12 protein-coding genes are annotated in these 14,383 nt (G+C 41.7%); 4 read left to right on the forward strand and 8 right to left on the reverse strand.

Annotated features, from left to right (window positions below; translation table 11 throughout):
- Nucleotides 1-571, forward strand: a 571-nt coding sequence (locus V7K61_RS28800) for a tetratricopeptide repeat-containing protein (protein ID WP_335058830.1), incomplete at its 5' end; no start/stop codon positions are given.
- Between the two features lie 197 nt (nt 572-768).
- Here V7K61_RS28800 and V7K61_RS28805 read toward each other — a convergent pair.
- From V7K61_RS28805 to V7K61_RS28835, 7 genes are all read right to left on the reverse strand, one after another.
- Nucleotides 769-1,131, reverse strand: coding sequence for a hypothetical protein (locus V7K61_RS28805; protein WP_335058832.1), 363 nt, complete (start codon nt 1,129-1,131; stop codon nt 769-771).
- A 65-nt stretch (nt 1,132-1,196) separates the two neighbouring features.
- Nucleotides 1,197-2,690 (reverse strand): catalase, encoded by a 1,494-nt coding sequence (locus V7K61_RS28810; protein ID WP_335058834.1) that lies wholly within the window; start codon nt 2,688-2,690, stop codon nt 1,197-1,199.
- A gap of 204 nt (nt 2,691-2,894) precedes the next feature.
- On the reverse strand, nt 2,895-4,268 hold the full coding sequence (locus V7K61_RS28815) for an alkaline phosphatase family protein (protein ID WP_335058836.1): 1,374 nt from the start codon (nt 4,266-4,268) through the stop codon (nt 2,895-2,897).
- Between the two features lie 147 nt (nt 4,269-4,415).
- Entirely contained in the window at nt 4,416-5,642 is a 1,227-nt protein-coding gene (gene eboE / locus V7K61_RS28820) for a metabolite traffic protein EboE (RefSeq protein ID WP_335058838.1), read from the reverse strand.
- A gap of 351 nt (nt 5,643-5,993) precedes the next feature.
- Nucleotides 5,994-6,926, reverse strand: a complete 933-nt coding sequence (gene eboC, locus V7K61_RS28825; RefSeq protein WP_335058840.1) for a UbiA-like protein EboC — start codon at nt 6,924-6,926, stop codon at nt 5,994-5,996.
- 92 nt (nt 6,927-7,018) lie between these two features.
- The gene (locus V7K61_RS28830; RefSeq protein ID WP_335058842.1) at nt 7,019-7,987 is read right to left on the reverse strand and encodes a TatD family hydrolase; all 969 of its coding nucleotides are present in this window, start codon (nt 7,985-7,987) and stop codon (nt 7,019-7,021) included.
- Between the two features lie 104 nt (nt 7,988-8,091).
- A complete protein-coding gene (locus tag V7K61_RS28835) occupies nt 8,092-8,973 on the reverse strand; it encodes an EboA family metabolite traffic protein (RefSeq protein ID WP_335058844.1) in 882 nt (293 codons plus the stop codon).
- A 473-nt stretch (nt 8,974-9,446) separates the two neighbouring features.
- On the opposite strand from V7K61_RS28835, the gene V7K61_RS28840 reads away from it, so the two are divergent.
- Together V7K61_RS28840 and V7K61_RS28845 are read left to right on the forward strand one after the other, a co-directional pair.
- A complete protein-coding gene (locus V7K61_RS28840; RefSeq protein WP_335058846.1) occupies nt 9,447-10,649 on the forward strand; it encodes a 3-dehydroquinate synthase in 1,203 nt (400 codons plus the stop codon).
- 94 nt (nt 10,650-10,743) lie between these two features.
- A complete protein-coding gene (locus V7K61_RS28845; protein ID WP_335058848.1) occupies nt 10,744-11,664 on the forward strand; it encodes a hypothetical protein in 921 nt (306 codons plus the stop codon).
- A gap of 266 nt (nt 11,665-11,930) precedes the next feature.
- Here V7K61_RS28845 and V7K61_RS28850 read toward each other — a convergent pair whose 3' ends face one another.
- Nucleotides 11,931-12,629, reverse strand: coding sequence for a YdcF family protein (locus V7K61_RS28850; RefSeq protein WP_335058850.1), 699 nt, complete (start codon nt 12,627-12,629; stop codon nt 11,931-11,933).
- A gap of 312 nt (nt 12,630-12,941) precedes the next feature.
- On the opposite strand from V7K61_RS28850, the gene ctpB reads away from it, so the two are divergent.
- Nucleotides 12,942-14,282 (forward strand): carboxyl-terminal processing protease CtpB, encoded by a 1,341-nt coding sequence (gene ctpB, locus V7K61_RS28855; RefSeq protein ID WP_335058852.1) that lies wholly within the window; start codon nt 12,942-12,944, stop codon nt 14,280-14,282.
- The last annotated feature ends 101 nt before the right edge of the window (nt 14,283-14,383 follow it).

Below are 14,383 nucleotides of genomic sequence, written 5' to 3' on the forward strand. Positions count from 1 at the left end.
ACTCTACAAATCACAGGGAAGGTACAGCGAAGCCGAACCTTTGTACATCGAAGCTTTGGCGATGAGAAAACGCCTGCTGGGGGATGAACACCCAGATGTGGCACTTAGCCTGAACAATTTGGCATTACTCTACGGTTCACAGGGAAGGTACAGCGAAGCCGAACCTTTGTACATCGAAGCTTTGGCGATGTATAAACGCCTGCTGGGGGATGAACACCCAGATGTGGCAACTAGCCTGAATAATTTGGCATTACTCTACGGTTCACAGGGAAGGTACAGCGAAGCCGAACCTTTGTATATCGAAGCTTTGGCGATGAGCAAACGCCTTCTGGGGGATGAACACCCTCATGTGGCAAGTAGCCTGAACAATTTGGCATTCCTCTACAATTCACAGGGAAGGTACAGCGAAGCCGAAGCTTTGTACATCGAAGCTTTGGAAATCGCTGAAAAATGCTTGGGGGCAAATCATCCCAATACAATAACTTACCGTGGAAATCTGGAATACTTGCGGCGGAATCGTCAGCCTTGGTTCAGGAGAATGGTTGCTTTTGTCTGGCGTTGGTTTCAGTAATTTAGGTAATCTACACCGGCTGCATTACCCGCCTGAGATTCAAATCCTAGTTTAATAAGTAGGCAGCATAATTAATTACACAATGTCATTGCAAAGACAGTGAAGCAAAATAATGAGATCGCAACGCCTAGAACTACTTTTCTACGATATGCTCTGCGAAGGGTGCGATCGCAATAACTGTAAATATTTTTATTTCTCTACTTAATGAGCCTCTGAACTCCGTCAACGAGTATTTTATCTCCGTCAACGAGGCTTTTATCTCCGTCAACGAGTATTTTATCTCCGTCAACGAGTATTTTAGCTCCGTCAACGAGTATTTTATCTCCGTTAACGAGTATTTTAGCTCCGTTAACGAGGCTTTTATCTCCGTCAACGAGGCTTTTATCTCCGTTAACGAGTATTTTATCTCCGTTAACGAGTATTTTATCTCCGTTAACGAGTATTTTATCTCCGTTAACGAGTATTTTATCTCCGTTGACGAGTCTGTTTTGATTGATCAAATCCCCGATTTCTTGAAGAAGTCGGGGATCTAAATCTAGCTTAAGTACGTAACTCACCATCCAGGTTTTCGGTGCGTTAGCCTACGGCATAACACACCCTACGAAACTACTACGAAACTACGAGGCTACCAGTTACCTACAGGTTGAGCAGTAGCACCCAGCATTGATGGATCGATTGAAATGCCCAATCCTTCAGCTACACGACGACCATAAGAAATATCTGCCCGGAAGAAGTGGCAAAGTTGACGCATTTGGATGTCTTCCCTTGCTTGAGAGAGACTACCGACAATATTTTTAGCCAGACGCTCTTGCTGTTCAGGAGTTAGTAACCGATACAGATTACCTGCTTGGGTGTAATCGTCGTTTCCTTCACGATGACTGTAGCGATCGACTGTGACATCGCCCAAATGACTAGGTGGTTCTGCATAAGCTGGATTTTCTTTGGGCGTACCCTCAGCACTATTCGGTTCATAGTTAGGAACGCTACCGCCGTTGTTCCCCGGTGCCATAAAGCCATCTCGCTGATAATGCATCACTGGACATTTGGGCTGGTTGACAGGTAGTTGCTGATAGTTACCACCCAAGCGATACCGTTGAGCATCTGGGTAAGAAAAGATTCGAGCTTGCAGCATTTTGTCTGGAGAGAAACTAACGCCAGGAACGACTGCACTAGGGCTAAAAGCGGCTTGCTCTACTTCGGCGAAATAATTCTCAGGGTTCCGATTTAGCTCTAATATCCCGACTTCAATTAAAGGATATTCTCCTTGTTTCCAAACTTTGGTCAAGTCAAAAGGATTATCAGGATGTTTTTCCGCTTGCTCTTCAGTCATCACCTGAATGCACATCCGCCACTTAGGATAGTCTTTGTTAGCGATCGCTTCAAACAGATCGTGAGTCGCATGATCGGGATCTTCGCCCTTAATCTTAGCTGATTCTTCCTCTGTCAAGGTTTGATGCCCTTGCAGAGTCTTAAAGTGAAATTTACACCAAACGCGATCGCCTTCAGCATTAATTAAACTGAAGGTGTGGCTACCAAAACCGTCCATGTGGCGATGGGTTTTGGGAACTCCCCGATCTGAAAAGAGGATCGTTACTTGGTGAAGCGATTCTGGACTGAGTGACCAAAAATCCCACTTTGCATTTTGGTCTTTGCAATTGGTTTGGGGATTGCGCTTTTGGGTATGGATAAAATCAGGAAACTTCAAAGGGTCGCGGATGAAGAAAATAGGGGTATTGTTACCTACAAGATCCCAGTTACCCTCCTCAGTATAAAACTTGAGGGAAAAACCTCTAGGGTCGCGCTCGGCATCTGCTGAACCCTTTTCTCCTCCGACTGTAGAAAAGCGCAAGAGAAGTTCTGTTTTCTTGCCAATTTCAGAAAAAAGTTTGGCTTTACTGTAGCGGGTAATGTCATTGGTAATAGTCAAAGTACCATGAGCAGCCGCACCTTTAGCGTGAACAACTCTTTCAGGAATACGTTCTCTGTTGAAATGAGCCAGCTTTTCTAAGAGATGGAAATCCTGGATTAATACAGGGCCACGCGCTCCAGCTGTAAGTGAGTTCTGGTTATCGCTAACTGGAATACCGTCAGCAGTTGTCAAGTTTTGGGGTTCAGTCATGGTTAAAGAAGCTCTCCATGTAAGTTACTCAGATTGCCCACAGTACATTTTAGTCAGTAGATTGACCGATGCCTACAGATAGAACAATCTAATTCATAGTCATAACGAGTTTATATAAAGCATACTCGATATGACTATGAATTACAAGGAATTTTTTGTATTTTGGTAAGATGTAGAGACGATATATCGCCTCTATACTGCCTTTCAGGTATTTAAATGTTTGAGAATCAACGAGCAAACATCTGTCGCCTCAATTTGATGTTCATTAACTAGGTGAGTTTGATGGGTGATAAATAGAGGCCCTTCATCAACAGAAGTGGTGATATTACCGTGAGAGCCACGCACCAGCGAAGCATCCAGAGGGATCACATCCATTAAGTAGCGAAAACCCAGTTGTTTCTTAAGTAACTTGAGAGCAACTTTGCCTTGAGGAAATTTTATTTGCGGATCGAGGAAAAGTTCTACAGGATCGTAACCAGGTTTGCGGTGGATATCTACAGTTCTAGCAAAATCAGGCGCTTTCGCATCATCGAGCCAATAATAATAGGTAAACCAAGCGTCAGATTGTGCGATCGCTACCAACTCTCCCGATCTAGGATGATCGAGATGGTAGGCTTGTTTACCCTGTTCATCCAATACCTGCGCTACACCTTCAGTCGCTTCTAAAAGCGATCGCACTTTCGGGATATACGCCGGATCGTTCACATATACATGAGCAATTTGATGATCGGCAACGGCAAAGGCAATGCTAGCACCAAAATCGAGTAGTTCTCGCCCTAATTCTTCTCGCACAGCAATTAAACCATTTTCTCGTAGTACGCGGTTCAAATCCACCGCTTTAGAAACTGGCGTAATGCCGTACTCAGAAAGAATAACTACCTGAGTATCACGTGCTTGAAAATATTCAATTAAATCTCCACAAACAGCATCAATTTCTCGTAAATCTGCTTGAATCTGTGTTTGATTGTTACCAAATTTTTGCAGACAGTAATCTAAATGTGGTAGATAAACTAGTGATAATGTCGGGCTGTAACGTTCCTCAATCCACTTTGCGGAATTGGCAATCCATTGGCTAGAACTAATGGAAGTTTTGGGGCCCCAGAAATCGAACAAAGGGAAGTTTCCTAAATCAGATTGAATTTGCGATCGCACATCACTAGGATGGGTATAAATATCAGGTAATTTTCTCCCATCTGCGGGATACATTGGGCGCGGCGTAATGGCATAATCTGCTGTGGAGTACATATTGTACCACCAAAAAAGGTTGGCACAAGTGAAATTTGGATCAATTGATTTAGCTATTTCCCAAACTTTGGGAGCCTGAACTAGCTTATTAGATTGTCGCCAAAACTTCACTTCACATTCATCGCGGAAGTACCAACCATTAGCGACAATTCCATGTTCATTAGGCAATTTTCCGGTTAAATAAGTAGCTTGAACCGAACAAGTCACAGCAGGTAACACTTTTTTGATAGGAACCACTTGCCCTTTAGCCGCCCAAGAAGATAAAAACGGCGTGTTTTCTCCTAATAAACTGGGTGTTAATCCCACGACATTTAGAACAACTGTTTTCTGCATAAACTTAGTCCTCTCTTATACCAATTTGAAAAAATTAACTAGAAATGTACCATAATGCATCTCTACAGATTTAAACTCAAAAATCCAGTTCAAATCTTAATTAATTACGAATTACGTTAGCGCAGCGTTAGCGACGCAGGAGCGTCATTACGAATTACGAATTATTTTTAATACCCACTCATATTCACGCTGAATAGAAGTTAGCAAATCTATCTTCATTTCTGACGGCAATACATCCCAAGTGTAAGTTTCAATTTCTAAATGTGAGCAAGCATTGTTTGTTTGAAGTAGCTGTAAAACAGTAGCAATATCATCTTGGGTAGATTGCAAAATTTGATAATCATGAATAAAAATTGGCACATGAAAGTGAGTGCGCCATTCTTCAGCAAGAGATTGTTCTAAATGTGGTAATGCAGTTATTAAGTCAGGATAGTGATGGAGTGTGTCATCGCTGCGACGTTCTATTACCTGGTGAAGATAAGTAGATTCAGCAAAAGGACGTAAACGCTCAACTATCAAACTACGCTTCTCAACCTCAGCAGGTATTTTTACTTTAATTGCAGCGCTGATTTGAATTTTTCCAATCTTAATTCCTGCCGATTGCAAACGTGTAAATACAGAAGCTGGCTGCTCATATTCAACTGAGAAATGGCAGGTGTCATAGCAAACCCGAACGTGTTCTAGCAATTTAGTCTCTGCTAAATCCTGCTCAATATTTAATTTCTCTGATAAATAAATACCACCAATTGGCAATAACCAATTTTGATAAAAATCAATTACTTCTGAGGTGTTTTCAATCAAACCATCAGGCTCAGGTTCTAAATCAATATGAAGTATCTTGCCTGTTTCTTCACCGATGCGAATCATTTCTACAACAACTGATGCTATATTCAAACAACTCTTTTTCAGAACAGTCTCGAAAGTTGCTTGGTCTTTTACCCACCAAGGTTTATAGGATAATGGTAATGTAGAAATTCCGCCATCAAGTCCTTGGGGTAATAAACTAGCTAAAATATGTGCCAAGTTTAATGTATAATCAGCCCGTTCTTGTGTAGACCAATCAGGTGCATAAACTTGGTCTTTTACCACCTGTCGATGAAATCCGCCATAAGGAAATCCGTTTAAGGTGAAAACATACAAATCTTCTTGAGTTAGCCAAGCTTGGAATTTAGCTAAGTTATTACTTTCTAAAAGTTGTTTTGCGGCAACATCTGCTAACCTCAAGCCAATACCAAAAGGTTCTGTAGGTGATAAACGTGATTTGAGTTCAGGAATATACTTCTCTAAATTGGCGAAAACCTCTAGCCAACTTTCACCAGGATGAATATTGCTACAATAAGTTAAGTGAAAATTATTGTTTTTTGTAATTTTCATTTTCTAGCTCTATCCTTTGTATATGTAATCTGTTTTCTTTGGCTTAAAGTATTTCGCAAAATACTTGCTACATATTCATAGTTAGGGGCGCATAGATGTCATTGGTGTCAACTTAACGTGAAACCCGCTTGGTGACAACGTTTTGCCCTCACCCCCAGCCCCTCTCCCCAAGGGAGAGGGGAGCTAGATATTCAATTCCCCTTCTCCCAAGGGAGAAGGGGTTAGGGGATGAGGGCGTGAGGGATTTGCAAAACGCCTGTCTGATATAATTTTCGGCTTAAGTTGACACCAATGCATAGATGTGCGCCGCTACTGTCAATTAATAGTATTACTGGGTGTATACATTCCAATTTAAGTAACAGCAAATAGTTTTGCTAACTTCATCGAAATTGGTAGCAAGATTAGAACGAATAAGCCGTAATACAAACCAGCAAAACCAGATGCAATGGTTGCATCTAAGACTATTAGAGATAAAACGCCTATTTTCACAGCATTTCGGATATTTTCGGCTATCGGTTCTCGCGCCGCTTTGATAAAGTTAGGCAAGATTCTGATCGCTAAGAAAATAGCAAATGGTAGGGCTGCGATCGCTGTATACTCTTCTAATAATCCTAAAGCTAAAACTGCTGTCAAAACTATTGCAATTAGCAGTAGTGCTAGTACTCCTGTAATCTTCTTACCTCCGTGAACTTCACCCTGACTAATTGCGGTGATAGCAGCAATATAAAGAACAGGAATCAGCGCTAAATACCAACGTTCTCCGATAATTTCTGGTACAGCACTTACGCCTAATAATAAGTTACTGCCACGGCACAAACCCATATTTAAAGGGCCGAAAAAAGGATGATGTTTGGCGAGTGAGTTATAGAGGAGGCATGAAAGAGTGATAAAAATAGCGATCGCAGCACTCAACAAGGATACTTGAAAAGCAGCTACAATCCCGATTGCAAACAGTATACTCCCCAATAAAGTAGCATTTTGACGAGATACGCGACCACTGGGAATTGCTCTATTTGGTCGCTCTTTTGCATCTAATTCTGCATCAAAAACATCGTTAAAAACTATCCCACCACCATATAAACCAGTTGTAGCCAATAACAACCAAGCTAATGGAATTAGTATGGAAAAATTTGCTTCTCCATTCATTAATTGAATAAAAATAATCCCAGAACCAGAAGCAGCAAAACCTAGAAGAATATCCGCCCAAGCAGTAACAATATTAGCAGGACGCATCAATTCCAGATAACCCCGCCAGCTTTGAAAATTTAAGCTTGCAACATTCACTTATCTGCCTCCCTGCCTAGTAATTTTTCAAAATAAACTGCATATTAAGATGGAAATCTCTCTTGCAATGCCCAATCCCGCCTTCCCATTTTCTACTCAATCAACACAAAATCTGAAGCTGATTTGATTCCTGGTTCTTGTCCCCGCAACACAGAATTACCACTGAACAACTGACGTTGATCGATAGATTGAGGATTGAGCCAGTCTGAAGCTTGCATCTGCCCAGTTTGACTGTAAGCAGCTAGGGCATTTTCATAACAAACCGCTCGCACATGTTCTTCAGGAATACCCCTATCTAACATTAACTGAGCCGTTTTTGGGACTGCCAAAGGATCGCTAATACCCCAATCAGCACTACTATCTACAATGATGCGACGAACGTTATCACGTCCCGCTACGCTATCGCATCCATACTTACGGACAACTTCTACCATCCTGGCGTTACCCATCTTCGTCTGTGGGTAAATCGTGAAAGCCGCCCAAAAACCGCGTCCTAATACTTCTTCAACAGTTTCTTCGTTGTTGTGATCGATAACTACTTGTGAAGGATCTAAACCATATTCAATACAGCGATCCATACTCCGACTAGCACCCGCTTTTTTATTCCGGTGAGGAGTATGAATTAGTACCAACGTATCGAGTTCTTTGGCTAATTCTAACTGTTGACAAAAGTACTTATCTTCTGCTTCTGTCATATCGTCATAGCCAATTTCACCAATGGCAACAACTCCTTCTTTACAAGCATAAAGTGGTAGTAGTTCCATAACTTCATCTGCTAGCGCTTCGTTATTAGCTTCTTTCGGATTTAAGCCGATTGTGCAGTAGTGTTGGATGCCAAACTGGCTAGCACGAAACCGTTCCCAGCCCACAAGACTACTGAAGTAGTCTTTAAATGAGCCAGCGTTAGTTCGAGGTTGTCCTAACCAAAAGGCTGGTTCAATAACGGCGACAATTCCATATTCCCGCATTACTAAGTAATCGTAAGTAGTACGGGAACACATGTGAATGTGAGGATCGATGAACATCATGGTTTTAATGATTGGGAATTGGGCATTGGGCACTTGTACTGAGCGTAGTTGAAGTATTGGGCATTGGGAATTTTCCTTGTACAAACGCGATTAATCGCGTTTCTCCCCAGTCCCTTTTATTTGTAAACTGACAAGCGTTAGCGCAGCCCGCCGCAGGCATCGCGGCTAAAACTGCTCCAAGTCAGATTACCTTGTTGAATGGATGACTGTAAATCTGGGTAATGAGAAAGTAATTCTTGTGCTTCGGGTAAAGGAGACTCAGCACAAGCTAAGGCTGCTGCTTCTTGCTCGTGTATATCCCCATTAGCCAGTACTTTTTCCAAATCTGTAATGATGGTGCTATCCGCAAACCGCCCTACAGGTCGCCAAAGTTCTGGTGTAACTGAGCGTTTAGCTGCCCAACGTTCATGGGCATAATCTGCCAACATCTTCGCCAATTCTGGGTTAGCACGCCGATCTAGACCCCAAATTAGATGTAAAGGACTGCCGACAAACACAGCCTTCAGTACCATCTGATTCCAAGCAGCATTATCTAAGTAATTTGCTGGATAAGGGTTACGCAGTGCTATAGCTTGAAAGACATTACTCATATTGCTGCGGATTCCCTCAGCAGTACGGTGGCGATGTAACTCTGGATGTGGTATTAGCGGCAAACTTTGATAAAGGGCAACTAACTCCCCCATATCGGCAGTGGAGAAGACTCGATCGAGCGATCGCACGTAGCCCTCAGCATCATCATGGGGCAAAGCTAAAAGCAAAAGTGTGCGACCGGCTTGATCTACACTCCAATTACCAGGATACCAGCCGGGAATCAGATCCTCTGCTGCTTCCAAGTCCTGGAATGTTAGCTGCAAATCCTGCTTACCTAGATAACGCGGCACAGCACTAAAAGCCGTAAAAAACACTCGTTCAGCAGCGCCGCTAGCAATCTGTGCCTGCTTCTGTTCCAACCAAGTAAAAGCTTTCTCTGAAACAGACTTTAACAACCAGTGATGCAGTAATGTGTTTACTTTACTCATGATAAATTCAGCATAAGTTGCCCAACTTTTTTGTGGCAACCAAGTATAAAATTTACCACTAAACTTGATCTTTTGGGATTGAAGCAGTTAGATAATATACTACTGAGATCATAACTTCACTAAATCTATAAAAATCTCCTGACTTTAAAGAAGATACTGTAAAGATACTATTTTGATTAGATAAATCCTAAAATTATCTTACGGAAAAAAATTAGAATTTTATGTAATAATGATCTCCATTACTAACCTCAGATATCAAGCATAGGCATTAATATAAATTTTAAATTCATGTTAATCTGAACTTTATCTGTTAGGCGAAGACACTTCAAAAGTATGATTATTTTAATAAATAGATTTGTCTAGTAATTTCTCTAAGAATTGAATTGCATAATGGATTGATCTGTTTATATTGCGATTAATTTTAATTGCAATAATGTGTCGATTTACAGTTACTTAAAAGTAATAATATTCAAATGGCTATTCAACAAAAAAGCGCTCTTAATCTACAACCAATTAACCAATGTGTCCGTGTTACTTTCAATTATGATGTTCACTTCACTAGAGGTCTGTTTCAGTTAGATAATCCTTTACTTGCACAAGCGATCGCCGCAGATGGAGAGACAACTCCAAAACAAGTGCTAGCGGTGGTAGATGGAGGATTTTTACAATATCAAGATGGGCTATTAAAAAAATTATCAGCCTATGCCCAATGTTATGAAGATGTACTAACACTGAGCGGTGAGCCGATAGTAGTTCCGGGTGGAGAAGCAGTCAAAAACGATTCTAGATTTATAGAACAAATTCATCAGCGGATCAATGCAGCTGGATTATGCCGTCACTCCTACGTCTTAGCAATTGGAGGTGGAGCCGTCCTAGACATGGCAGGATATGCAGCAACAACGGCTCACCGAGGAATTCGACTACTACGAGTACCGACAACAGTATTAGGGCAAAATGATTCGGGTGTAGGAGTAAAGAACGGAATCAATGCCTTCGGTAAGAAAAACTTTTTGGGTACATTCATGCCACCTTATGCTGTCTTGAATGACTTTGATTTTCTGACTACCCTCGACGATCGAGATTGGCGATCGGGCATTGCAGAAGCTGTGAAAGTAGCGCTGATTAAAGACGCAGATTTCTTCGATTTCATTATGACTAATGCCGATAAATTGGCTAATCGAGACATGGACATAATGGAAAGGCTAGTCTATCGCTGTTCTCAGTTGCACTTAGAGCATATTGCTGGTAGCGGCGATCCCTTTGAAATGGGTTCATCACGTCCTTTAGATTTTGGACACTGGGCTGCTCACAAACTAGAGCATTTAACTAATTACAGCTTACGTCATGGTGAAGCTGTAGCGATCGGCATTGCTTTAGATACAACCTATTCATATTTAACAGGGCAACTCTTGCAATCAGAGTGGCAAAGGGTTCTAACTACACTCAAAAAATTAGGCTTTACTTTGTACGTATCGGCATTGACAGAGCAATTAGATCAACTAGATCATCCGCATTGTCTGTTTAGGGGGCTTACCGAATTCCGCGAACACTTGGGAGGAAAATTGACAATTACCCTTCTACAAGGAATCGGAGAGGGAATAGAAGTTAATCAGGCGGATTTATCTTTGTATAGAGATGCTATTTTGATGCTGCAAGATTGGGAACTTTTGCATTGATATCCATTGGGTGTATTAGCACAAGTGATGTCTAGAAACAAGCCATTACACTAAAATGTGCTTGTTAATGCACAAATTTACACCTGGATGATTTATGCACCCAGAAACGCAAGACCTTATTAGTCGGTTTAGAAATTATACAGAAAATCGTCAGCCGTTTGTCTGGAATACAGAGAATAGGGGAGGACTGAATTGCTGGAATTTATTATTGTCGGAAGGCTTTGTTCAAACTACTGATTTCGATCAAGTGATTGCAACATGGAAAGGGATAGCACGTCGGGGAATGCCAACAGACCCAAAAGAGTATCCTGGATACAAGTACGCTTCTTCTCGGCGTGAGCGTAAAGATGATTCCTGGAGTCCTTATTTGCAATCACAGCAAAACCAGTACTACAACGCTCTAGCTTATTTTCTCAAAAGCAGCTTACAAAACCTTAGAGCCTACAGTCTTCGCAGCATTAATCGGAGCCTTAACGTTTCTTGGGCACAAGAATTTAAGATTTTTATCATCGTTGGTCAAACTTCAGATTTAGAGTGGATCTGCCTTGCACCTACGGTTCCCGATCAGGTTTGGAATCGATACACGAACTCTTTCCATCCAGAACTTGCTTCATTAACTGCCTGTCAATCGACGAAGCCAGTCGCACGAGACATACATGAAAAAATTAGTAAGGTGCTTGTAAAGTTAAAGCCGATAGAGTGTTACGGGTATTACGATTACGTCGTCTACAACCACCAAATTTTTTGCACAATGTCCTCAGAGGAACCGATCGCAATCGAACTTGCCTTAAAAGCAGGAAAGATGTTTGATGACGATCCTTACTATTTCAAAGTTAAGTATGATGGAGATTCATCGGAAAAACCTGTTACCCAATTCATGCGTAACAATTTCCAACAAATTCAACGATATATGTTTTGCTTTTGGGATGTTGGATATGGGTACAAGTTTGGTCTTACTGAACATGGAGATTGGGTTGGCTTGAAGTATTTGAGTTACATGGACTATAACCCTTGATAGCAGTCTAATAACCAAATTCACTATAGCTCGATATGAAGTCTGCTAAGTGTCCCATTTCATGCAGAATGATCGCTAAATTATTTTTATAAAAGTGAGATTTTATTAAACTACGCCCAATAAGGAAAAAGCCGAGGAATTCTCGCAGTCCTTGAAGACAATCCTTTTCAAAATTCTCCACCTTATGAAAAGCTGGTTGGTATATGAGGTCATCGAATCCGAGCAAGTAGTCAAGATAATTCGGATGTGGACGCATTACGAGTAAGTTATCTCCTCAGCCCCCCTTGGTGTTCGCAATGAAAACCTCGATTCTCCCAAGCTTGCATATCTACTTCAGTAAGTCTTGTAATATTTGAGCATTGCGGTTGCATAATTTGACTTAAAATTGCCCAAAATAAGCTGCGTGTTACATCTAATCCAGTTTTAGTCCAAGATTCACTATTACCAGGAACACCCAACTCCTGAACAATTTCTGGCTCTACCCAAATACCATGAGCGCCCAAAAGAATCTGTGCCATCCATTTAGCTCTGGGTAAATGACTGGGCGAAGTAATCAACATGACTTTATGCACTCCCCAACGGCGCAGAATTGGAATACTATAATAAAAATTTTCAAAGGTAGAATTCGCGCAGTTTTCTAACCAAACGTTTTGTACCTCTGCTAATTCCGCCTGAAAAATTAACCGTATACACGGATCTGGGGAACCATGAGAAATTAAAATTGGGGTTTGTGGGTGTTGTTTTGCCAGTTGGGCAACATAAGTTTCTCGACGAATACTGCCACCCAGCACAAAGAAGGCATCTATTGGCTGCGAAGAAGCAAAAAGTAAGGTTATAGTAGTGAAAATCAGCCAAACACCCAGGACAACATACAATCCACCACTGAGTTTTTGTAACAATTGCCACAGATTAGCAGATTTTTTTTTAATAGAAATTAATGATTTGATGGTAAATTTGCGTTTCATGACTTAAGTAAGAAAAACTGATTTTATTGCTGTATAACAGTACTGCAATTCAGCGATCAAAGTGCTATCTTATAAAAGTAATCTAGAATGCAAAGATGACGCTAATTAAAGTGTCACATACTCAGTATAGCCTTCCGGAGAAGACTAACAAACTGAGAAATGATTGTTAATAACTAATGCGGCATTTTTGGCATCATTTAAGGATAAAAATGATGAAGAAGCATAGTTGATTCTGGGGTATAAAAACTTAAAAATTTCTGGAAAGCCTGATTGCTAAACTGTCAACAACACAATTATTCCAGCTAAATATACATGAACCAATCTGCGAAAAGTTACTCACCGCTCCAAGTAGCCTTGATTGGTGGAGCGATCGCCACAACTGCTACCATATCCGTGTTCGGCCCCGCTTGGACTCGTGGTGTCCGTGCTGCTCTAGCCCTCCAAGACAGCCCAAAAGTGATAGTTGACCAAGTTTGGCAACTGGTAAATCATGAATATGTTGATGGTAAATTTAATCAACAAGATTGGCAAGCAACTAGGCAAAGCCTGTTGAGCAAAGACTACTCTTCTAAGGAAGAAGCATACACTGCCATCCGCGAAGCTTTACAAAAATTGGGAGATCCTTACACTCGGTTCATGGACCCCCAACAATTTGAAGCTCTAACTAGCCAAACATCTGGGGAAGTTTCTGGGATTGGCGTTCGGATGGAAGTAAACGAAAAAACTCAGCGCCTCACTGTTGTCGAAGCCATAGAAAATTCTCCAGCACTCAAAGCTGGGGTCAAAGCAGGCGATGAAATTTTGGCAATTGACGGCAAATCCACTCTCAAAATGAAAGTGGATGATGCTTCTAAGCTAATCCGTGGTAAAGCGGGTACTCCCATTAAGCTACGGTTGGGACGCCCAGGCCAAACTGCCTTTGATTTGAAGTTGACAAGGGCAAGTATTGAAGTGCCAACAGTACGTTATACCCTCAAGCAAGAAGGGAATCGCCGCGTTGGCTATATCCGTTTGCGAGAATTTAGCGCCCACGCCGCAGAACAAATGCAACGAGCCATCCGCGATTTGAACACTAAGAAAGTTGATTCTTATGTCTTGGATTTGCGGGGGAATCCTGGCGGTTTGTTGCAGGCGAGCATTGAAATTGCTCGGATGTGGTATAATGACGGCGGAATTGTCAAGACAGTAGACCGTGTGGGCAGCACTGAGGAAACTAAAGCTAATCGCACTGCTTTGACAAATCGTCCTTTGGCGGTCTTAGTGGATGGCAATTCAGCTAGTGCTAGCGAAATCCTTACAGGGGCACTCAAGGATAATAAGCGGGCGGTAGTCGTAGGTGGTCAAACTTTTGGCAAAGCCCTAGTGCAGTCAGTTCATGAACTCGCCGATGGTTCCGGGTTGGCTGTCACCATAGCCCATTACTACACCCCGGCGGGAACAGATATTAACCATAAAGGGATTGCCCCAGATATCAAGCTAGACTTGACAGAAGCACAAGAGCGCCAATTGGCTTCTAATCCAAATTTAATCGGAACTAAGAGCGATCCCCAATATGCTCGAGCGATCGCAATTCTATCAAATAACAACTTTGCCCAGCCGCCAGCAAATCAACCGACTCGACCCATGAGCCGCGCCGATAACCTGAAATTTTAAACTGACGCGAATGATTTGTTCCCAGGTGTTTATATAGTAGTATTCCCAAATCCAGATTTTTGGAGTTATGAAAACTGCTTGATATGCCGTTCCAGGATTTT

Origin of the sequence: Nostoc sp. (assembly GCF_036918015.1) — a bacterium.
Classification (GTDB): Bacteria; Cyanobacteriota; Cyanobacteriia; order Cyanobacteriales; family Nostocaceae; genus Nostoc.

Coding starts and splice junctions, on each gene's coding strand:
- V7K61_RS28805 (WP_335058832.1), bottom strand. CDS start 1,131: ATGGTGAGTTACGTACTTAAGCTAGATTTAGATCCCCGACTTCTTCAA.
- V7K61_RS28810 (WP_335058834.1), bottom strand. CDS start 2,690: ATGACTGAACCCCAAAACTTGACAACTGCTGACGGTATTCCAGTTAGC.
- V7K61_RS28815 (WP_335058836.1), bottom strand. CDS start 4,268: ATGCAGAAAACAGTTGTTCTAAATGTCGTGGGATTAACACCCAGTTTA.
- eboE (WP_335058838.1), bottom strand. CDS start 5,642: ATGAAAATTACAAAAAACAATAATTTTCACTTAACTTATTGTAGCAAT.
- V7K61_RS28835 (WP_335058844.1), bottom strand. CDS start 8,973: ATGAGTAAAGTAAACACATTACTGCATCACTGGTTGTTAAAGTCTGTT.
- V7K61_RS28840 (WP_335058846.1), top strand. CDS start 9,447: ATGGCTATTCAACAAAAAAGCGCTCTTAATCTACAACCAATTAACCAA.
- V7K61_RS28845 (WP_335058848.1), top strand. CDS start 10,744: ATGCACCCAGAAACGCAAGACCTTATTAGTCGGTTTAGAAATTATACA.
- V7K61_RS28850 (WP_335058850.1), bottom strand. CDS start 12,629: ATGAAACGCAAATTTACCATCAAATCATTAATTTCTATTAAAAAAAAA.
- ctpB (WP_335058852.1), top strand. CDS start 12,942: ATGAACCAATCTGCGAAAAGTTACTCACCGCTCCAAGTAGCCTTGATT.